This window comes from Tardiphaga sp. 172_B4_N1_3 (assembly GCF_052076035.1).
Classification (GTDB): domain Bacteria; phylum Pseudomonadota; class Alphaproteobacteria; order Rhizobiales; family Xanthobacteraceae; genus Tardiphaga; species Tardiphaga robiniae.
Genome location: NZ_CP197238.1, coordinates 924,230 through 944,970, shown reverse-complemented (window position 1 = coordinate 944,970; position 20,741 = coordinate 924,230). Strand labels below are relative to the sequence as shown.

The 20,741-nt window shown below is 62.9% G+C and carries 20 protein-coding genes; 8 read left to right on the top strand and 12 right to left on the bottom strand.

Going from position 1 to position 20,741, the window contains the following annotated elements; genetic code table 11:
• Positions 1–182 precede the first annotated feature (182 nt).
• Positions 183–572: a DUF5330 domain-containing protein gene (locus tag AB7783_RS04095; protein WP_116660479.1), complete on the top strand. Its 390-nt coding sequence runs from the start codon at positions 183–185 to the stop codon at positions 570–572.
• Between the two features lie 92 nt (positions 573–664).
• On the top strand, positions 665–1,108 hold the full coding sequence (locus tag AB7783_RS04090) for a SufE family protein (protein ID WP_441276916.1): 444 nt from the start codon (positions 665–667) through the stop codon (positions 1,106–1,108).
• Between the two features lie 73 nt (positions 1,109–1,181).
• Here the strand turns inward: AB7783_RS04090 and thrS are convergent, their stop codons facing one another.
• The 4 genes from thrS to AB7783_RS04070 all read right to left on the bottom strand — a co-directional run bounded on the left by thrS (position 1,182) and on the right by AB7783_RS04070 (position 5,306).
• The gene (thrS, locus tag AB7783_RS04085) at positions 1,182–2,393 is read right to left on the bottom strand and encodes a threonine--tRNA ligase (RefSeq protein WP_441276915.1); all 1,212 of its coding nucleotides are present in this window, start codon (positions 2,391–2,393) and stop codon (positions 1,182–1,184) included.
• A gap of 337 nt (positions 2,394–2,730) precedes the next feature.
• Positions 2,731–3,327, bottom strand: a complete 597-nt coding sequence (locus tag AB7783_RS04080; protein WP_441276914.1) for a DUF6456 domain-containing protein — start codon at positions 3,325–3,327, stop codon at positions 2,731–2,733.
• A gap of 538 nt (positions 3,328–3,865) precedes the next feature.
• The gene (locus tag AB7783_RS04075) at positions 3,866–4,279 is read right to left on the bottom strand and encodes a MucR family transcriptional regulator (RefSeq protein ID WP_089267012.1); all 414 of its coding nucleotides are present in this window, start codon (positions 4,277–4,279) and stop codon (positions 3,866–3,868) included.
• A 163-nt stretch (positions 4,280–4,442) separates the two neighbouring features.
• A complete protein-coding gene (locus AB7783_RS04070) occupies positions 4,443–5,306 on the bottom strand; it encodes a hypothetical protein (RefSeq protein ID WP_441276913.1) in 864 nt (287 codons plus the stop codon).
• 352 nt (positions 5,307–5,658) lie between these two features.
• Here AB7783_RS04070 and AB7783_RS04065 point away from each other — a divergent pair, with 352 nt between their 5' ends.
• Positions 5,659–7,308 carry a glycosyltransferase family 39 protein gene (locus tag AB7783_RS04065; protein WP_089267010.1) on the top strand — a complete coding sequence of 550 codons (1,650 nt, stop codon included), beginning with the start codon at positions 5,659–5,661 and terminating at the stop codon, positions 7,306–7,308.
• A 102-nt stretch (positions 7,309–7,410) separates the two neighbouring features.
• On the opposite strand, the gene AB7783_RS04060 is transcribed toward AB7783_RS04065, so the two are convergent.
• The gene (locus tag AB7783_RS04060; protein WP_441276912.1) at positions 7,411–8,124 is read right to left on the bottom strand and encodes a DNA helicase; all 714 of its coding nucleotides are present in this window, start codon (positions 8,122–8,124) and stop codon (positions 7,411–7,413) included.
• A 230-nt stretch (positions 8,125–8,354) separates the two neighbouring features.
• Here AB7783_RS04060 and bla point away from each other — a divergent pair, with 230 nt between their 5' ends.
• On the top strand, positions 8,355–9,221 hold the full coding sequence (gene bla / locus AB7783_RS04055) for a class A beta-lactamase (protein ID WP_441276911.1): 867 nt from the start codon (positions 8,355–8,357) through the stop codon (positions 9,219–9,221).
• On the opposite strand, the gene AB7783_RS04050 is transcribed toward bla, so the two are convergent.
• Positions 9,181–10,137: a DMT family transporter gene (locus tag AB7783_RS04050; RefSeq protein ID WP_441276910.1), complete on the bottom strand. Its 957-nt coding sequence runs from the start codon at positions 10,135–10,137 to the stop codon at positions 9,181–9,183. The genes bla and AB7783_RS04050 overlap by 41 nt on opposite strands.
• Before the next feature lie 109 nt (positions 10,138–10,246).
• Between AB7783_RS04050 and pdxR the strand changes: the two genes are divergently transcribed.
• Positions 10,247–11,743: a MocR-like pyridoxine biosynthesis transcription factor PdxR gene (gene pdxR, locus AB7783_RS04045; protein WP_441276909.1), complete on the top strand. Its 1,497-nt coding sequence runs from the start codon at positions 10,247–10,249 to the stop codon at positions 11,741–11,743.
• 7 nt (positions 11,744–11,750) lie between these two features.
• Here pdxR and AB7783_RS04040 read toward each other — a convergent pair whose 3' ends face one another.
• Complete coding sequence (locus tag AB7783_RS04040) at positions 11,751–12,119, bottom strand: nuclear transport factor 2 family protein (protein ID WP_441276908.1); 369 nt, start codon at positions 12,117–12,119, stop codon at positions 11,751–11,753.
• A gap of 42 nt (positions 12,120–12,161) precedes the next feature.
• The gene (locus AB7783_RS04035; RefSeq protein WP_089267005.1) at positions 12,162–12,878 is read right to left on the bottom strand and encodes a DJ-1/PfpI family protein; all 717 of its coding nucleotides are present in this window, start codon (positions 12,876–12,878) and stop codon (positions 12,162–12,164) included.
• Positions 12,879–12,939: 61 nt separating this feature from the next.
• Here AB7783_RS04035 and AB7783_RS04030 point away from each other — a divergent pair, with 61 nt between their 5' ends.
• Both AB7783_RS04030 and AB7783_RS04025 read left to right on the top strand, forming a co-directional pair.
• Positions 12,940–13,944 carry a GlxA family transcriptional regulator gene (locus AB7783_RS04030; protein WP_441279636.1) on the top strand — a complete coding sequence of 335 codons (1,005 nt, stop codon included), beginning with the start codon at positions 12,940–12,942 and terminating at the stop codon, positions 13,942–13,944.
• Positions 13,945–14,083: 139 nt separating this feature from the next.
• The gene (locus AB7783_RS04025; protein ID WP_089267004.1) at positions 14,084–14,863 is read left to right on the top strand and encodes a class II aldolase/adducin family protein; all 780 of its coding nucleotides are present in this window, start codon (positions 14,084–14,086) and stop codon (positions 14,861–14,863) included.
• Positions 14,864–15,103: 240 nt separating this feature from the next.
• Here AB7783_RS04025 and AB7783_RS04020 read toward each other — a convergent pair whose 3' ends face one another.
• The 4 genes from AB7783_RS04020 to AB7783_RS04005 form a co-directional block, all read right to left on the bottom strand.
• Entirely contained in the window at positions 15,104–15,319 is a 216-nt protein-coding gene (locus AB7783_RS04020; protein ID WP_184515462.1) for a hypothetical protein, read from the bottom strand.
• Between the two features lie 208 nt (positions 15,320–15,527).
• Complete coding sequence (locus tag AB7783_RS04015; RefSeq protein ID WP_441276907.1) at positions 15,528–16,931, bottom strand: M20/M25/M40 family metallo-hydrolase; 1,404 nt, start codon at positions 16,929–16,931, stop codon at positions 15,528–15,530.
• Between the two features lie 12 nt (positions 16,932–16,943).
• Positions 16,944–18,236, bottom strand: coding sequence for a glycosyltransferase family 87 protein (locus tag AB7783_RS04010; RefSeq protein WP_175367529.1), 1,293 nt, complete (start codon positions 18,234–18,236; stop codon positions 16,944–16,946).
• Positions 18,237–18,376: 140 nt separating this feature from the next.
• Positions 18,377–20,002 (bottom strand): helicase HerA-like domain-containing protein, encoded by a 1,626-nt coding sequence (locus tag AB7783_RS04005; protein WP_089267002.1) that lies wholly within the window; start codon positions 20,000–20,002, stop codon positions 18,377–18,379.
• Positions 20,003–20,370: 368 nt separating this feature from the next.
• Between AB7783_RS04005 and AB7783_RS04000 the strand changes: the two genes are divergently transcribed.
• Positions 20,371–20,736, top strand: coding sequence for a hypothetical protein (locus tag AB7783_RS04000; RefSeq protein WP_068734292.1), 366 nt, complete (start codon positions 20,371–20,373; stop codon positions 20,734–20,736).
• Positions 20,737–20,741 lie beyond the last annotated feature (5 nt).

Below are 20,741 nucleotides of genomic sequence, written 5' to 3'. Positions count from 1 at the left end.
CCCCAACATCGTGTCGGAAAACACACGAACGGCTCATCAATGGAAAATTTACGCCAAACCGAATGAAGCTAATTTTCGTCGATTTAACCGCATCGCAAATACTTGCAATTTATCGACTGCTGCTAACTTCGATCCCAATTGCGACAAATCGCAACGGTTCGAAGAGACTAACGGGGTTCGCGATGTTCTTCCTGCTTCGCATGGCATTCTGGCTCGGGCTCGTGCTCGTGCTGCTGCCGAGGGACAAGACGCCGGAATCGGACAAGCTGCCGCAGATCGGCGCGTCCGATGCGGTATCGGCTGCGAGTGCGGCGATGTCCGACATGGCTCAATTCTGCAAGCGCCAGCCGGCCACCTGTGAAGTCGGCGGCCATGCGGCCACCGTGATCGGCGAACGTGCCAAGGACGGCGCGAAGAAAATCTACCAGATCATCACCGAGAAGAAGCCCGATACCACCGGCTCGATCGGTGGCGAAGGCGAAGACCAGGGCGCGGTTGCCATGGTGAAGCCTGATACGCTCACCCAGGACGACCTCGCCGCCGAGTGGCAGCCGCCCACCGTTGCTCCCTAAACGGCTGATTGCGGCGGATAATTACCGCAAACGGCGGTCGCTTTCGGCGCTGTTCGTCCCTATATAGGGCCTGACATTGCTTGCAGGCCCCGATGACCACGATTGACGATATCCGCGATAATTTCGAGCTACTCGAGGACTGGGACGACCGCTACCGGTACGTCATCGAACTCGGGCGCAGCCTCACGCCGATGCCGGATGAGGAACATTCCTCCGCCAACAAGGTCAACGGCTGCGCGAGCCAGGTCTGGCTGTCGCGCCAGGTCGCCCGCGACCACGGCACGCCGGTGCTCAGCTATCTCGGCGACAGCGACGCACATATCGTCCGCGGGCTGATCGCGATCCTGCTGACGCTGTATTCGGGCCGCAAGGCCGAGGACATCCTGGCCACCGACGCCATCAAGGTGTTCAACGAGCTCGGCTTCAAGGAACACCTCACACCGCAGCGCTCCAACGGCCTGCGTGCCATGGTCGAGCGCATCCGCCGGGACGCCACCGAGACCCTGGCAGATGCGAACCAGGGCGTGACCCCATAGGCTCGAGCGTCCGCAGGCGCTGCGCCAAAACGCCCGCCAGGGATTTGCTGACTGGAGCCCAGCTGAGGCACGTTTACCGGGCTTCAGCCCCAGGCGCGCCCGACCGAGCCCTCGCCTGCAGCCGGGACACCGCTTCGGCCAAAGGAACGTCGGCCTGTGAGCCATCGCGCTCGCGGAGGCTCACCCGGCCGTCCCTCATCTCGCGCCCGCCTACGATCGCCATCACCGGCACCGCCATGTCATGAGCCGCCACGATGCGCCGCGAAAGCGTATCGGCGCCGTCATAGGCAATGGCCCGGATCCCCGCATCCTCGAACGCTGCCACGACGTCAGCGCCGTAGCCGGCCTGGTCTTTCGAAATCGGCGCAACGGCGACCTGATCCGGCGACAACCAGAAAGGAAGCACACCGCCGTGGTGCTCGAGCAGGATCGCGATCATGCGGCCAAGCGATCCGAAGATGGCATGGTGGATCATCAGGGGCCTCGCGCGGCTGCCGTCGGCGGCGATGTAGGACGCGTCGAGCCGCTGCGGGAGCACGCTGTCGAGCTGCACCGTGCCACACTGCCAGGATCGTCCCAGCCGGTCGCGCAACGCGAATTCCAGCTTCGGTCCGTAGAACGCGCCTTCGCCAGGATTGATTTGAGACGCGAGGCCGCATTGCCGCGCGGCATCGCCGAGCTTCGCCTCCGACCAGTCCCAGGTCGCATCGTCGCCAGCGCGCACCGGTGGTCGCGTCGACAGCGCCACTTCGTAATCGGGAAAACCGAGGTCGCGATAGACCTCGCCCAGCAAAGCGATGAAGCGCGCAACTTCGTCCTCCACGTCCTGCTCGCGGCAGAACACATGCGCATCGTCCTGCTCGAAGGCGCGCGTTCGCATGATGCCGTGGAGCGAACCGGATGGCTCGTTGCGGTGGCAAGCGCCAAACTCGGCATAGCGGATTGGAAGTTCTCGCCACGAGCGCAGACCCTTGTTGAAGATCTGCACGTGGCAAGGGCATGACATCGGCTTCAGTGCCATCGCCAATTCGCCGTCATCGACCCGGAACATGTGCTCGCGGAATTTGTCCCAGTGGCCGCTGCGGCTCCAGAAGTCCTTTGGCAGCAGCTGTGGCGTTTGGACCTCGACATAGCCGGCTTGGCGCATCTTGCGCCGGAGATAGTCCTCCAGCACCCGGTAGATCGCGTAGCCGCGCGGATGCCAGAACACCATGCCCGGCGCATCGTCCTGCAGGTGCCAGAGTTTGAGTTGTACGCCGAGATTTCTGTGGTCGAGATCGTCCATGACTGTGTTCCTTACGAGGGGAAAAAGCGCGGACGGGGATCATCAAAAACAGAAAAGGCCCCGTCCGTCGCCGGCGGGGCCTTTTCTGGATGAAGTACGCTTGTCTCTAGCGCGCGCGACCAGAAGGCGATCCGCCGTGAGCGGTCGCCGTGGTGGTCAATGCAGCTGATCGAAGCTTGTTCATGCGCTGTATATGGCGGCAAAACACGCAGGCGTCAACGAAAGCTGCTTGGCGTCGCAGATATATGATGCGCGGGCCTATGAGCGCGGCGAACGACTTGGCCGTCGTCAAGCTCGCATCCATCAGCATCTGGCTGCGCGCTATCGACTCCACACCCTAGCTCTCGAACGCCGCATCGTCTGCGAGCCAGGTTCGCACTTTCGATGGCTGCCCCCTGACCTCACTGGCGAAGCCGTAGTGCCGCGCGAGGCGATCCAGCGCGAGTTGCAGCACGACCTTGGCGGAGCGGGCCGGCCAGTTGCGTTCGCGCTCGATGTCTTCGAGGCCACGCAGAAAACAGCACACATCCATCAGAACCCCTGAAAACTCGGGCCCGCAAGCCTCCAGCGCCTGACTGACGCGCTGGCGCGCTGTCATCATGATATCCGTCATCTCGCCGGGGCTGCTGCCCGCCCCGCGTGGTCGGCTACCGGTCGGCGCGGCCCAGTTCGCCGTCATGCGCGGCGCCATGTTGCCGCGCGTGAAATCGGCACGCAGTTTCTCGCCGGCGATGAACTGATGCGGACTGATCATGCTGCGGCCATCGCGGCCCTTGCGCCGGGCCAGCCAGCCGAGCGGGCTTTCACTGTCGTTCACGAGGACGCTGGCGACGCCGTCCTCGGTGAGGATCTGTCGCGTCTCCAGCGACAGATGCTGCGCGCGATGGTGATCGACGCGGTCGGGATGCCTGGTGGTGCTGCGGGATGTCTTCATCGGGGCGACTCCATTTAGGATAATAAGCTCACATCCCGAATGGCGCCGCAAGCAGAAATTTAGACTTTATTCCTTTATGGGCTTTTATTCAAAAGAACCAGTGCCTTCGCACGATCGCTCGAAGCCGCGGCGTTGAGAAAGCGGGTTTCCGGCGGCGACAGCGATTGATCCGCGGGCGGCGCGCGCGAAGAGTTCATCGCAGTCCTCGGCCACGACCTGCGGGCAAAGCCCTCCCCCGTCGTACGACAGATCACTTCCAGATTCGCGGCACGGCATCGATGCGCGGGATGGCTTCAACGTCCGCTTGAAAGTCTCCCGTCATACCCGCCAAGTTCACGTATCGCCTGCCTGTGTTGTCACACACCAATTGCGCGTGGCGGGAGATGTATCCCGCATCCTGACGTAGAACTTTCTTCGTCTCCGATTTGTTCTATATTGGTTCCTGCGGATGGAACCTGACTTTATTGCTTAGCTTTACTTGTGCGGATTACTTACGGGATCACTCGCCCAGATCGCTTGCTCAAGTCACCTGTTCAGGTCACTTGCGCCGGCGGCGCTGCTGACCCAGCCCCATTTTCTTGGCGAGCTGCGAACGCGCCACCGCATAGTTCGGCGCGACCATCGGATAGTCGGCCGGCAGGCCCCATTTCTCGCGATACTGTTCCGGCGTCATCGCGTACTGCGTGCGCAGATGGCGCTTCAACGACTTGAAACGCTTGCCGTCCTCGAGACAGACCAGATATTCGGCGGTCATCGATTTCTTGACGGACACCGCCGGTTTGGCCGGCTCCGCCGCGACCTCCGGCCGGCCGTTCGACACCCGCACCAGGGCGGCGTGAACCTGACCGATCAGCGCCGGCAATTCGGACGCCGGTGTTGGATTGTGACCGACATAGGCCGACACGATCGTCGCCGTGAGATCGATGAAGCTCTTGCCGGCGATGTCGTTCATGGTCCGTCGTCTTTCAAGGATTGGAGCCGCACTTTACTTGACAATCATGCGGGCATTACAGCCACAAGGGCAAGAACAACGTATAGCGCGCCGGTTTCATTCTGCGTGCAAGATTAGTCGAGATCAGCTGAAAGTGACCGCCAACGGAAATGGCTGAGCGGCGTCAGCCCCTGTTGTCGAGATGCTCGCGCAACTCGTCGATCGAGGCGAAGCGCATCATGCCTTCGGGCATCTGCGCCTCGATGGAGCCGTCGGAATACAGCGAATAGGCCATGCCATCGACGACCCCCGATTTCAGCACGGTGACGTCCGATGCCTGCGGCGGCTCTTCAGCCGGCGTCGGCGGAACGTAGCGATCCGGAATCAGCGCGGCATCCGGCAGCTTGTCGCTTGGCGACGACGAGGTACGGGCGGCACGGCGGATCGCGTCGGAGCGTGATCGATCCGGCTGCGGCCAGGCATCTTCGAAACTCTTCGGCTGCTCGGCGGGCGCCTCCGGCGTTGGCATGGCCGCCTCGAATGCGGCAGCTGCCTCGGCCCTCTCCCGCTCCCGGCGCGATGACTGGAACAGCAGATTGCGACGCTTCGGCTCCTCAGGCACCGGTGCCTCGGCGGCAGCGGACGCAAGCCGCTCACGGTCGCGCAGCACTTCGTCCTGCCACGGGGGAACACCTGGCTCCGGAACGGCAGGTCGCGCGGCCGGCTGGTCGCGGCTGAACAGCGGGGTCGGCGCGGGCGCGTCATCCGCCTCCTCAGCGCCCTCCCCCGGAACCGGCGGCAGCTTCAGTTCCCGGCGCGGCAGCCGGGGCGACGGAACCGGTTCATCGATCTCGCCCTGCGGCCCAAACTTCTTGAGCTCGCCGACGGCGAGCGCCATGCTCACCATGATCAGGCCGGTGCAGGCGCCGACCGTTCCAGTCAGGATCAGGGTATTGCCGAAGCCGAATTCCTTGACCGGAATGCCGAAGCCGATCGCGGCAAGGCCCGCCAGAATGACCCCGATCCCGGCAATCAGCAGCAATTTCATAGTCTTCGAACTCCTCGACGGACCACTCGCGAGTCTCGTCATGGGTGCCACGATAGCGTCATATTGCGTGCACCGCCAAACGGCATTTTGCGTTCATCCCTTGTACATCGGCCTGGTGGTAAGTTTTGGGAGAGTTTTCTTCCACCGGAGACAACAGGTTTGGGACAGCCGACGCCGATCTATCCCTAAACGGTAAAGCTTTTACCTTGTCCCGTTTGTTGCAACGCATTAAGAAACTTCAGCCACAATTCTCAATTACTTCAAAAGAGAAGTGCGCTATATCGATGCCGGGGAAACGAGGCTCAAAGAGCGCTAAAGCCGAGCCATTGGGGACACCGGGTTATCCATCGCCATGTCATCGATTACGACTGCGGCCATCGACACGCCAGTAAGGCGCTCGGTGGAACGGACGTGTGACGACCTCGCCATCCTGGCGCTTGTCGTTGTCAGTATCGTCGCAAGCTTCACGTTCCGGGACTATGGTCTCGGATGGGACGACTATACCCACGCTGAATATGCAGATCTTCTATTGAAGATGTACGGGTCGGGCTTCACCGACACCGGCGCTTTGTCGTTTGCAAATCTCTACATGTATGGCGGCGGCTTCGATATGGCGGCCGCGCTGCTGCACAAGATCATCCCGCTGGAGCTGTTCGAGACGCGACGCCTGCTCGGCGCGATCGTCGGCGTCATCGGCCTCGGCGTCACCTGGCGCCTCGGGCGCCGCGTCGCCGGCCCCGTGGGCGGCCTCGCCACGCTGTTGCTGCTGGCGCTGTGTCCGACCTTCTACGGCCATATGTTCATGAACCCGAAGGATGCGCCTTTCGCCGTGGCGATGGTCATCCTGATGCTCGGGCTGGTGCGCCTTGCGCAGGAATATCCAAACCCGTCGCCGCGCACGGTCCTGATCCTCGGCCTCGGTGCCGGCTGCGCGATCGGCTGCCGCATTCTCGCCGGCCTCACGCTGATCTATGCGGTGATCGGTTTCATGCCTCTGTGGATCGAGGATGTCCGCACCAATGGTGTGCGCGAGAGCGTGCACCGCTTGCTGCATGTCCTTTACGTGCTGCTGCCCGGCCTCGCCTTCGGCTATCTGATCATGGGCCTGATCTGGCCGTGGTCGATTCTCGAACCCGCCAATCCGCTGCGCGCACTGGGCTACTTCTCTCACTTCTTCGAAAAGCCGTGGAAGGAGATGTTCGACGGCGCGATGATCTCGGTGCCGGACATGCCGTGGTCCTATCTGCCGACGCTGTTCGCGCTGCAGCTTCCGGAAGTGCTGCTCAGCCTCACCTTCGGCGGCATCGCGCTGACCATCATGTCGCTGTCGCGCGACACCGTGCCGGCGCGTCGCAAGACCATCCTGTTGATGCTGACCTTTGCCGCCACTCTGCCGCTGGTGATCGCCATGGTGAAGCGCCCGGCGCTGTATAACGGGATCCGGCATTTCATCTTCGTGCTCCCACCGATGGCGGTGCTCGGCGGCGCGGCTTTCGCGGCGCTGATGGACTGGCTGCGCGTCAATCATCGCGGCGCGCAAGCGGCTGCCGTCGCCGTGTTCTCCTTCGGCCTGATGCTGCCGACGGCCGAGATGATCCGGCTGCATCCGTATCAGTACACCCACTTCAACTACATCGCCGGCACCGTTCGCCAGGCCGATGCGCTGTACATGCTGGACTATTGGGGCCTTGCGCTGAAGCAGGCCTCCGATGCGCTGCGCGAGCAGATCGTCGAGCGCCAGGAAAGCCCGCCGGTCGGCCGCAAGTGGAAGGTCGCCGTGTGCGGCCCGCAGCGTCCGGCACAGGTCGCGCTCGGTCCCGACTTCACCATCGGCTGGGACAGCCAGTCGGCCGACTTTGCGATGACGCTTGGCGAGTTCTACTGCAAGGGCCTCACCGCCCCCGTGATTGCCGAGATCAAGCGCGACGACGTCGTCTTCGCCAAAGTCTACGACATCCGCGGCAGCAGCATTTCGAGCCTGCTCGCGATCCCCGCGCCGTAAAATTCTGCGTTAGTACTAAGTTCCAAGTTTTCGTCATGGCCGGGACAAGCCCGGCCATGACGACTCTTGTTGTTCATGGCCCGTGTCGGCCCGCGTCGTTGACTAACGCGCCGCCTGAAACCTGATGTCGCCGTTGTTCAGAAAGCACGTCTTGCTGAACAGGCCGAGATCGACAGGATTCGGCAACCGGACATCGTCCAGATCGGGATATGGCTTCACGGCCGGATCGTAGGACCGGTGGATCTGCGAGATGAAGACGAAGATCAGCCCGCGCTCCCTGGCGAATGACTGCAGCGCGCGCACCTGCACCATCAAGGCTGGGTTCTCGCGTTTCTGATCGAGCAGTTGCAGATAGTCGATCACCACAAGCGTGCCGCGCGGCGCGTCCGCCAGTTTCCGGGCGATGTAGTCGGCGCTGATATCGTCGGAATTGTCGAATTCGAACAGAGTATCGAAACGCCCCCGCTCCACGCCGATGGCACTGAAACGGTCCAGCACGTCCTTTTCGCTGTATTCCAGCGAAAAGAACACGCTGCGATGGCCGGATTGCATCGCCTCTACGGCGAGCTTCAGGCTCATCAGCGTCTTGCCATGGCCCGGGCGCGCGCCGACCAGCACGAGATCGCCCGGAGACAGTTGTTCGAACAGTTTCGCGGCAGGTGTCACCGAAGACATCCGCGCCACGAGCAGGCTCCAGGCAGCAAAGCCTTCTCGCACGGCGATCCGGTCGAGTGCCTCGTGCAGCGGAATGTTATCGGCGCGGGAGAGAAGCCTGGCCTTGCGCTTCAATTGATAAACAGGCGCAGAAAGACGCATTGTGAGAACCTCCTGGTGCGAGCGTTGTCACAACCCCTCCTTATGCTTGATGCTCGAACAGTTGGTTCGGTGATCAGAGAGCCCGGTATGATCGATACTTTCCCGCTGGAGGGGGGAGGCGTGGGCCGCGCCAGAATCAGAGTGTAGCGCAATCCCCTTCCCCGCGAAATTGCCGATCCGCAATCGCCCGCCATCAATTCTCCCTCTTCGCCCGCGAATGACACGCCATGATGATCAATCGACGAACATTGCTGGCGGCTGCGCCGGCGCTCATGGCCTGGCCGGCCTTTGCCAAGGAAGCGGCAAAGGACGCGCCGGCAGCGTTGCAAGCTTATGAACGCGACACCGGCGGCCGGATCGGTGTCTATGCCGAGAACCTGAAGACGGGCGCAAAGATCGCGTGGCGCGCCAATGAGCGCTTCGTGATGTGCAGCACGTTCAAGGCCTCGCTCGCCGCCTGCGTGTTATCGCGGGTCGATCGCGGCGAGATGAGGCTCGACCGGATGATCGCCTACCGCGAAGCCGACGTTCTCGAATACGCGCCGGTGGCGCGCGACAATCTCGCCAAAGGCGCGATGTCGGTCGAGGAGATGTGCAAGGCTGCCGTCGAACTCAGCGACAACACCTGCGCCAACATGCTGCTCGACCTCGTAGATGGCCCGCGCGGGCTGACGGCGTTTTGGCGCAAGACCGGTGACGGCGTCTCGCGTCTCGACCACAACGAGCCAGCGCTCAATTTCTCGAAGCCCGGCAATCTGCAAGATACCACAACGCCCGCGGCGATGGCCGGCAATCTCAGGCGCTTCCTGCTCGGCGACGTGCTGAAGCGGGAATCGCGTGTGCGGCTCACCGACTGGATGGTGAATTGCAAGACCGGCGCCAAACGCCTGCGCAGCGGCCTGCCCAACGACTGGACAATCGGCAACAAGACCGGCAGCAGCGGCAAGGACGCGGCCGGCGATATCGCCATGGCGTGGCCGAAGCCGGACACGCCGATCCTGATCGTCGCTTACACCCAGGGCGGAACACCGGTGCCGGCGCAATTCGAGGCCGCGTTTAAGGCGATTGGCGAGATGGTCGGGCGGCAGTTGGGATAGGCTGCGCCGCGGGTCGCGCATCCGGCCTCTTGCGCGACATCGTTCCGATGACAATCCCGCCAAGGATCATGGCCATCGCTGCGATCAGCGACAGCTCGATCGCCTCGCCCAGCACCAGTGCGGAGATCGCGACGCCCATCACCGGCGTCGCCAGCAGCCCGAGCGACGTGATGGTCGCCGGCAGGCTGCGGTTGATGATCACCATCGCCCAGTGCGCCAGCGCCGTGCCGAAGATCCCGCCGAACAGCAATGCGCCGACAAGTTCGCGCGTCCAGGCGATATCAGGGACACCTTCGCGGATCTGCGCCAGCACTGTCAGCAGCACACTCGCGAGCAGCGCCTGCCAGAACACGAGTTGAAACGGCTCGGAGATCCAGCGGTGGCCACGGACATAGACGATGTTCGCCGCCCAGCACAGCGCCGCGAGCAACAGCAGCCCGCTGCCGATCAGCGCATTGCCGTTGCTCCAGTCGAATGCCGACGGGTTGAACATGACAGCGATGCCGGCAAGCCCAAGCACGATGCCCGCGAGACGTTCTCGCGGAACGGGTTCGCGCAGCAGCAGCCACGCGGCGGGCGCGACCCAGAGCGGCGTGGTGTAGCCGAGGACGATGGAGCGCCCGACCGGCACGAATTGCAGGCCGAAGGCAACGAGCACCGAGAATAGGCCCATATGCAGCACCGCGACACTGACGATCACAGGCATGTCGCCGCGCCGCGGCACGATGAATTGCCGGCGCGCCAGCGTAATCGCCGCAAGAGCGAGCGTGGCAACGATCGCGCGGATCGCCACCGACCACAGCGGCGAAATGTGCTGCACCAGAAATTTCGTCAGCGTCCAGTTCAGCCCCCACATGGTCACGACGACGGCAAACAAAAGCAGCGCCGTGCGGCGCGACAGGGGATATTCGGACATGGCTTCATCTCACGGCTTCGGTGCATGGCGCACTCGACAGACCGAGGACACTAGGTTTTACTGGCCCCAATCAAAGATCCATTCCAGTAAAAATGACTGAGCCAGTTTGATGGGCGACATTCTCGCAGGGCTGATCGATATCGCTCGCGGATCCGCGAGCGGCGAGACGTTGACGCGGCAGCTCTATGATCAGCTCCGCGCGGCGATCCTGAGCGGCGCGCTGCCGCCGGGCCATCGCCTGCCGTCGAGCCGCGACTGCGCGCAGCAGCTCGGCCTCGCCCGCAACACCGTCTCGTCCGTCATCGATCAGTTGGCCATGGAAGGCTATCTCGACGTCGCGCAGGGACGACGCCCGACGGTCGCCGCCGCTGAGCGCAAGGCGTTGCTGACCGGGCCCAACATTGCCGGCAAGACGCCGAAGCCGCTCGGCCTGTCGCGCTGGGCCGAGCGCGTGCAGAAGTCGGATTGGCCGTTCATCAACAAAGGGCGGCCACTGCTGTTGGCCCCGGCGCTGGCAGATGCGCGGCTGTTTCCCCACGACATCTGGGCGCGCTGCCTGCGCCGCGCGGCGCGACGCGGATCGACCGGCGATCCCGCCATCAATCGCGCCTCGTTGCGCAACGCCCTGCTCCGCCATCTCATCGCCTATCGCGGCGTGCGGGCCGAGGCACGACAGATTATCCTGATGCCATCGGCGCAGTCTGCGCTTGAACTCATCGCGCGCGTGTTACTCGATGCCGGCGATCTCGCCTGGGTCGAAAGCCCCGGCTATGGCGGCGCATATGCGGCGCTCAATGCGGCCGGCGCGACCATGCGCGGCATTTCGCTGGATGGCAGCGGCCTCTCCATCAAAGGCCGGCGCGATCGCCCGCGGCTGATCTTCGTGACCCCGTCGCATCAGCATCCCACCGGACGGCTGATGCCTGTGAGCCGGCGGCAGCAATTGCTTGCATTTGCCAATGACATCGGGGCTGCCATCGTCGAGGACGACTATGACAGCGAATTCCACTATGACGGCCGCCCCGTCGCCGCCCTGCAGGGCCTCGATGACAGCGGCCGCGTGTTCTATGTGGGCACGTTCTCGAAACCGATGTTCGCGGATGTGCGCAGCGGCTACGCCATCGTGCCGCCGGATCTTGCCGACCTGTTCGAAAAGGCGCAGCGCCACGGCAGCCATATCGTGCCGGCGCCGGTGCAGGATGCGCTGGCCGAATTCATCGACGACGGTCACTTCGCGGCGCATATCCGCAAGATGACGCGTGTCTATCGCAACAGGCGCGATCACCTGCTGCAGGCACTGCAAGTTCATGCCGGCGATCACCTGACGATCGAACCGCCGGCCGGCGGCATGCAGTTGCTCGCCCATCTCGATCTCGATCGCGACGACCGCACCATTTCCGCACGACTTGCCGAGCTCGGCGTGACCGGCCGCCCGCTATCGATGTATTTCACCGGACCTGTGGCCGGCCAGGGATTGTTCATGGGCTTTTCCGCCTGGAACGAACAGGAGATCGACAAGGCCGCCGCCATCGTCGGACAGGTGCTGCGCGCCACAGCTCCGCCACGCGGCCGCTCCGGCAAGGCACCGAAGCGGCCGAAGGGCTGACGCGTTCCTATGCAGCCGCGAGCTTTTTCTCGACGGCCAGCGCAGCCGGCAGCGGTCGCCACAGCACCGTCATTTCCTGGATCAGACCGGCATCGTTCACACGCCAGTAGTCGACGCCGTCCAGTTGTTCCGTGCCGACGGTGATCCCGAAGAAGGCAGACACGTGTTCGGGCCCCTGCAGCACTTCGCGGAAATCGAAACTGTCGACGACACCCAGCAGCGCCGTCACCACCGGGCGGATCGCAGCCTTGCCCTTGAATGGCTCGGCAGCAAGCGGCGTCTTCAGAACGATGTCGTCGGCCATATGCGAGAGCATGGCATCGAGGTCTTTGCGCTGCATCGCTTGGGTAAACGCATGGATGTGCGTGAGGTTCATGGTCATGATCCTTTCGATCATATTAGATGCGGCTTGCGCAATTCACTCCGCCGCTGTCGGCACGATGATGCCAAGCTTCGTCGCGATGCGTTGTGCGGTGGCCTCGCGTTGCGCGGTGATCTTCGCCACCGACTGACGGGTCTGCGCCAGCACCGTCGCCGGTGCGGTTTCGGGCGTGCCACTGTTGAACGGCGGCTGTGGCGCATATTCCATGAACAGCTGAATTCCCTGCGCCACCTCGTCGCCGCGCAATTCCGCAGCCAGACGCAGCGCGCCATCGATGCCCGACGTCACGCCGGCGGCGAAGATCCAGTCGCCGTCGATCACCACGCGCTCGTTGACCGGCGTTGCGCCAAAATAGCGCAGCAGATGAAACGACGCCCAATGCGTGGTCGCGCGGCGCCCCATCAGCAGGCCCGCAGCGCCGCAGATCAGCGCGCCGGTGCAGACCGAAAAGATTCGAGCATGTCCGGCCTGCTGACGGAGCCAATCGAGCACAACCGTATCGTCCATCAGCGCTTCCTGGCCGAAGCCGCCGGGCACATGCAGCACGTCGAGCTGGGGCGCGTCGCCAATGGCGGCATCCGGCGTAATACGGAGCCCCCTGTAGTCGCGCACGGGATCGGTGGTCTTGCCATAGATTCGATAGGTCGAATTCGGGATCCGCGACAGCACTTCGAACGGGCCGGTGAGATCGATCTGGTCAAGCCCCTCAAACAACAGCGAGCCGATCTGGAGATGTTGGTCTGGCGGGATCATGGAATGCTCCAAGCATTTGTGAATGGACAAGCCGAACCTAGCCCGGCACAGTCTGGCGAATATGCCAAAGACCCCTCGTTCTCCGCCAAACTCTGTTGCGACGGTTCCGCGCGTTATCGACGTGCTGGCGTTCCCGTCGGTGCAACTGCTCGACGTGTCCGGCCCGCTGCAGGTCTTCGCCACGGTCAATGAGATCATGCAGCGCAAGGGACAACCTGCGCCCTATGTGCTGCGCGTGATCGCGCGCGGCGGCCATAGTGTGACCGCCTCTGCCGGACTTGGCCTCGCCGTGAGCGATCTGCCGCGCCAGGCCGAACCGATCGACACGCTGCTCATTGCCGGCGGTCCCGGCGTCCATGCCGCCGCTTCCGATCCCGCTATGGTCGCCTGGGTGCGCAAGCGCGCGGCCAAGGCGCGGCGCACCGCCTCGGTCTGCACCGGCGCGTTCCTGCTTGCGTCAACCGGCGTGCTCGACGGCCGTCGTGCCGCCACCCACTGGTCCTGGTGTTCCGAACTCGCGCAGCGCTTTCCCGACGTGCATGTGGAGTCCGACCCGATCTTCGTCCGCGACGGCGTGTTCTGGACATCGGCCGGCGTAACCGCGGGAATCGATCTCGCGCTGGCGCTGGTGGAGGAAGACCTCGGACGCAGCGTCGCGCTGATGGTGGCGCGTCATCTCGTGGTGTTTCTCAAGCGCCCCGGCGGCCAGTCGCAATTCAGCGCGGCATTGTCGCTGCAGACCGCGGACGACAAATTCGGCGCGCTGCATGACTGGATCGGCAAGCATCTCGCCGACGATATCTCGCTGCCCATGCTGGCCGAACAGGCCGGCATGAGCGAGCGCAGCTTCAGCCGGCACTATGCGGACGCCACCGGCATCACGCCCGCCCGCGCCGTCGAGCAGTTGCGCGTCGAAGCCGCACGGCGGCTGCTCTCGGAAACGAAACTGCCGGTGAAACGCATTTCGCAACGCTGCGGCTTCGGTTCCGAAGAAACCATGCGACGCAGCTTCCTGCGATTGCTTTCTGCCACGCCGCAGGACTATCGCGCGCGTTTCAGTTCCTGAATGTCGCGATCGGGCCTTCTGCCACCCTGGTAAGCATGTCTGCCGCGCAAACCGTCTGGCTTGCTGCCGCAACAGGGCGGGATTAGGCTGGCTTCAGCCAAACGCCAAAACACTGCCAGTCAATCCGGGAGCACTCAACATGTCACCAGCCGAAGCCCGCCTCAAGGAAGTGCCGTCGCATATGAGTGAGGGCGAATGGGCCCAGCGCGTCAATCTCGCCGCGGCCTACCGTCTCGTTGCGCTTTACGGCTGGGACGATCTCATCGACACCCACATCTCCGCCCGCGTGCCCGGCCCCGACCATCACTTCCTGATCAATCCCTATGGCCTGATCTTCGAAGAGATCACCGCATCGTCGCTGGTCAAGGTCGATCTCGACGGCAACCAGCTCTCCGAAAGCGAATACAGCATCAACCCGGCCGGCTTCACCATCCATTCGGCAATCCACGAAGTCCGCGAAGACGCCGGCTGCGTGATGCATCTGCACACCCCGGACGGCACCGCAGTGGCCTCCTGCATGGAGGGCCTGCAGCCCCTGAACCAGACTGCTCAGCTCGTGATCCCCGAACTCGCCTATCACGACTATGAAGGCGTCGCGCTCGATCACGACGAACGCCCCCGCCTGCAGAAGGATCTCGGCACCAAGAACGCCATGCTGCTGCGCAATCACGGCACGCTGACCGTCGGCCGCTCGGTCGCCTCGGCGTTCGAGCGCATGTATTACCTGGAACGCGCCTGCACCATGCAGGTCCGCACCCGGATGCTCGGCCCGACCGCCTATCCGGTCGACCAGATCGTCATCGACAAGAACGCCGCGCTGGTGGGCAACCCCGACAAGGCCGAATTGCGCTCGACCAAGCTGGTCTGGCCGCCGATGCTGCGCAAGCTCGACCGCCGCGATCCGTCTTACAAGACCTGAGATTTGGTGCTATAGAGAGGTTACATACCTCTACACAGTGATTCAAAACGCCGTCCAATTCCGGGCGGCGTTTTTTATTTGCGCTTCAGCCACACTCGTCATTCCGGGGCGCCCGCTCTTGCGGGTGAACCCGGAATCCCGGCATGGAAAGCTCCCGCGGACGCTAGGCCACATCGAGATTCCGGGTTCGCGCCGCATCGCCTGCGGCGACGCACCGCGCCCCGGAATGACGAGGAAATCTCACGGCCGCATGAACGCAAAATCCGTGTCGGGATCGCAATTATCGGCAACGAAACGCAGCTCCGATTGAACGTCAGCCGTGGTCCTTGTCTCCAGATACTTCGAGACCACGAGATTCACGAGGGAGCGACAGACGCTGTCCTGATCGACCCCGGCGGTCTGTGCTGCCGCCATCGCGGCAGAGAAATGAGTATTGGCGATTTCGGCTGCGGACATTGCATCCTCCCTTTTTTATCTTTCGATCAGGAAAGCCTGACGCAAGCCTTGATGTGGGTCAACGCGCAGCCATACTCGTCATTCCGGGGCGGAACGGGCGCCGAAGGCGACAGGACCGAACCCGGAATCCCGCAGTGATGAACACGTCGAGATTCCGGGTTCGCGATCGCCAAGTGGCGCTCGCGCCCCGGAATGACGAATGTGTAGCTTACTTCTTCACATCCGCCAGCGCCGCAATGATCCGCGCCCACGACCGGATGCCCTTGTGGAAGCTCTTGAGGTCGTACTTCTCGTTCGGCGAATGGATATTGTCATCATCGAGGCCGAAGCCGATCAGGAGCGAGTCCAGACCGAGCGTGCGCTTGAAATCCGCGACGATGGGAATCGACGCACCTGAGCCGATCAGCAGCGCCTGCTTGCCCCATTCGTCGGTCAGCGCATCGCGCGCAGCGGCGAGCGGCTTCATGTTCCAGTCGAGCGCGATAGCCGGCGCGTTGGAGTGATCGAGAAACTCCGCGGTGCAATCGCCGGGCAGTTGATCGGTGACGAATTTGCGGAACGCATCGCGGATCTTGCCGGGGTCCTGACCCTCGACGATACGGAACGAGACTTTCGCCGACGCATGCGAGGCGATCACGGTCTTGGAGCCCTCGCCCGTATAGCCGCCGACGATGCCGTTGATGTCGCAAGTGGGGCGCGACGTGATCTGTTCGATCAGTTCGCGGCCCTTCTCACCGGCCGGAATAGAAAGACCGATCGGCTTGAGGAAGCTCTCCGCGGTGAGACCGAGGCCCTTCCACTGCGCCAGAATATCGGCAGGCAAATCCTTCACGCCATCATAGAAGCCGGGAATGGTGATGCGGCCATTGTCGTCATGCAGCTTGCCGAGAATATTGGTCAGCACGCGGATCGGATTGCGCGCACCGCCGCCATAGATGCCGGAATGCAGATCGCGGTTGGCTGCGGTGATCTTCACCTCTTCGTAGACGAGCCCGCGCAGCGACGTGGTGATCGCCGGGGTCGACGGGTCCCACATGCCGGTGTCGCACACCACCGCGAAATCGGCGGCGAGATCCTTCTTGTTGGCTTCGAGGAACGGCACGAAATTCTTCGAGCCGACCTCCTCTTCGCCTTCGATGCAGATGGTGAGATCGATGGGCAGCGAGCCCGTGACATTCACCCAGGCGCGGCATGCTTCCACGAAGGTCGAGAGCTGGCCCTTGTCGTCCTGCGCACCGCGCGCAACGATGATGTCGCGGCCATCGGCATGTTTGGTGACGACCGGCTCAAACGGCGGACGATGCCACAGGTTCAGCGGATCGACCGGCTGAACGTCGTAATGACCATAGAACAGAACATGCGGCCGCTTGCCGGTGTTGCCCTTGGCGGTGGCGACGATAGCGGGATGGCCCGCCGTCGGCCGTACCTCGGCGTTGAAGCCCAGGCCCTCGATCTCGCCGGCCAGATGCTTTGCCGCCGCCTTGCAGTCCTCGGCGTAAGCCGGATCGGCGGAAATCGACTGGATCCGCAACAGCGCGAACAACCGCTCCAGGGCCTTGTCGAAATCGGCATCGACGCGATCGAGAACGGATGCAAGCTGCGTATTGGACATGAGCGAATTTCCTTAAGCGTGGTGGTCCGGAATTTCGGTGGAATCTAGCAGCACCGGCGGGTGGTGCATATGCCAGATCAATCCGCCTGCGAGGATGGCCGTTGCCAGCAGATTATTGCCCCAGGCCTGCAGCATGGCCGGGAATACCGGGATCGACAGCGCCATCAGCATGCCAATGATGCCAAGCAGCCACCATGTCCCGGTCCGTACATTCGGCCTGGGATCATCGGCGGCGCGATGCATCAACACCGTGAGCGGCAGGAACAGCCACATGAAGTAATATTGCCGCGCCAGCGGCGATGCCACCGTCATCAGGCAGAACAGGATGCCGAGTTCTTCGGCACGTGAGCGCGGCGTGAGTTTCGATCGCGGCAGCAGCGACCAGATGAAGCCGAGGCCGATCAGACCGGAGACTGCGAGCACGATCAGGTTCGCGGTTTTGTAGCTGACATCGATCACGTTCATCGTGGCCGATCCACGCTTGCGATCATCCTGGAAATAATCGATCGGCCGCACCAGACGATGCGTCATCGCGATGATCGACTGATTGACCCATGACCAGTTCTGTTCGTCGCGCTGGCCGAACCCCTTCTCGGAGCTGGAGCCGACCATTTCGGTGTACCAGGTCTTCACCTCGGCCGCATTGCGTTCGAAGCCGCGAAACGGCGCCGGCACCACATAGAGCAACAGCAGCGTGCAGATGATCATGCTCGCCGAGGCGGCCCAGTGCCGCCGCCAGATCAGATAGGGCAGCACCGCCACCGGGAACACCTTGATGGCCGTGGCGAGCGCGAACATGCTGCCGCCGAGCCACGGCCGATCCTTCTGCATCCACCAGAAGCCGAGCAGCATCATCGCCAGCAGCACGAGATTGGGCTGGCCGAGATCGTACATGTCGAACACGAAGGTGATGGTCGCAAAGCCCGGCAGCGCCGCAAGCCACGCCGCCGGAATTTTCTTCGAGCCGGTCATGGCATTGGACAGCTGGCTGGTGATCGCCCAGGCCGCCGAATTCAGGATCGAGAGCAAGAGATAAAGCGGGATCTTGCCGAACCAGCTCGGGAGCGCCAGCAAAACCGCCGACAGCGGCGGATAGATGAAGTCCAGCGCACCATTGGTCTTCGCCTCATAGAGCGGCGCACCGTGCAGCACCTGCCGCCCGGCCCAGAACCACAGCGCGTAGTCCTTGGTCTTGCCGTTGCCGAAGATTTCCGGAACGAGCACATCCGCCGTCAGCAGGACGCAGGTGATCAGGAACAGCACGTCCAGCGGCTGCCGCAAGGACGGCCACCGCAAAACCGGCATTTCGCCGTCACTTTTCGTCACTTCGCAGTCCCGCTTAAAAGACCCGCCGGCACGGCGCGGTTCAGACCGCGGTGGGTAGCAGATGGCGCCGGGACCTGCAAAGCCGCGGGCGGGTGCATAATGGACAGTCTGGACGGTCCTTACCGCTTCAAAATCCCGCCCAGCGTCCCGCGTACGATCTCGCGGCCGATCGAACTGCCCAGCGAGCCGCCCACCTGCTTGCCGATATTGGCGACGATGCCGCCGACGACCTTGTTGGTCACGCTGCGGGTGACGCTGCGCGCAATCACCTGGCCGGTGGAGAGCCTGTTGCGGCCGGTATTGGTGCCGAAGATGGTGCCGACGATCGCACCGAGCTGGCCCAAAAATCCACCACCGCCGCCACCGCCCGCCGCGTCGCCAGCCTCGGCCGGCGTCGCCGCCGTCCCGGCGATGCGCTTCTGCAGCGTCTCGTAGGCGGATTCGGAATCGATCGCGGTGTCGTATTTGCCCTTCACCGGGCTCGCCGCGAGGATCGCCTTGCGCTCCTCAGGCGTGATCGGCCCGATACGTGCGGTCGGCGGACGCACCATGATGCGTTCGACCATCGCAGGCGTGCCGTTGCCTTCGAGGAACGAGACCAGTGCCTCGCCCTTGCCGAGTTCGGTGATGACCGTGGCCGTGTCGAGTTTCGGATTGGCACGGAAGGTCTGTGCCGCCGCCTGCACCGCCTTCTGATCGCGCGGGGTGAAAGCGCGCAGAGCGTGCTGAACGCGATTGCCGAGCTGGGCGAGTACGCGATCGGGCACATCGATCGGGTTCTGGGTGACGAAATAGACGCCGACGCCCTTGGAGCGGATCAGGCGCACGACCTGTTCGATCTTGTCGAGCAGCGCCTTCGGCGCATCGTTGAACAAGAGATGCGCTTCGTCGAAGAAGAATACCAGTTTGGGCTTCGGCAGGTCGCCGACTTCGGGCAATTCCTCGAACAGTTCCGAGAGCAGCCACAGCAGGAAGGTTGCGTAGAGCCGCGGGCTCGACATCAGCTTGTCGGCAACGAGGATATTGACCATGCCGCGACCGTCGCGGTCGGTCTTGAGAAAATCTTTCAGCTCCAGCGCCGGCTCGCCGAAGAATTTATCGGCGCCCTGGTTCTCCAGCACGAGCAATTGGCGCTGGATGGTACCGATTGTCGCCTTGGTGACGTTTCCGAAGCTCAAGGCCGACTTGCGGACATCGGCAAGCGGATCGACCTCGTCCTTCTTGGCGGTCATTGGCACGATGGCGTCGAGCAGCGCGCGCAGATCCTTCATGTCAAGCAGCGTCAGGCCGTTCTCGTCGGCGACGCGGAAGGCGACGTTGAGCACGCCTTCCTGCACATCGTTGAGATCGAGCAGCCGCGCCAGCAGCAGTGGCCCCATCTCCGAAATGGTCGCGCGCACCGGATGGCCCTGCTCGCCGAACACGTCCCAGAACACGGTCGAGAACTGATCGGGCTGGAACGTCAGCGCCATCTCCTTGGCGCGCTGCAAAATGAAGTCCTTGCCCTCGCCGACTTCGGCTATCCCCGAGAGGTCGCCCTTGATGTCCGCAGCGAAGACCGGCACACCGGCACGTGCAAAGCCCTCCGCCATCACCTGCAGCGATACGGTTTTACCTGTTCCCGTCGCGCCCGTGACGAGACCGTGGCGATTGCCGAGGGCCAGCGTCAGCCATGCCGGTTGGTCGCCCTTGCCGATGAAGATCTTGCCGTCGGTATCGCCTGACTTCAGTTCGGTGGTCGCCATCGGATCGCCTCTGTCGCGCGCATCAAGAAAAAGATTTCAAAAAAATTTGCGGCTCACCATGATCTTACCGCATCTTGGCGAGCGATTGAAACGCAAAGCGTTCCCGCCACACCTGAAACCCGTCCGTCGTTCCCACGGACGAAACACAAGCCGTATCTTTTTGCTCTTTCCAAAGTACGGCGCTGTCGCATCTGCGAACAATTGACCAAAATTTCACGTTTGCTCTTGCATTGGTGCAACACTCGATACGCGATCACACTGAATCGCACGTCGGGCGAGTTGGCGCGCTTGTAATTCGAATCACAGCGGCTCAAGATCACTTTTCAACATAAGGGCATCGGCACTCAACCGATGTGAGGCGGGGCATCATGGACGAATTGATCAAAGCGCTGACCGCAAAGGTCGGCATCGACGAAGCTGTGGCTGAAAAGGCTGTCGGCATTATCTTGGGGTTCCTGCGCAAGGAAGCACCGGCCGCGCCGGTCAATGCGCTCATCGAAAAAATTCCGGGTGCGGATGCAGCCATCGCATCTTCAGAGGGCGGTGGTGGATTGAGCAGCCTGATGGGCGGCGGCATCATGGCCCTGGGCAGCAAGCTGATGGGTCTTGGCCTCGGCATGGGCGAGATCCAGAGCGTCGCGCGCGAACTGTTCAAGTTCGGCCGCGAGAAGATCGGCGCGGATGCCATGGACGAGATCGTTGCCGGCACACCTGGCCTGAGCCAGTTCTCCTGACCGTC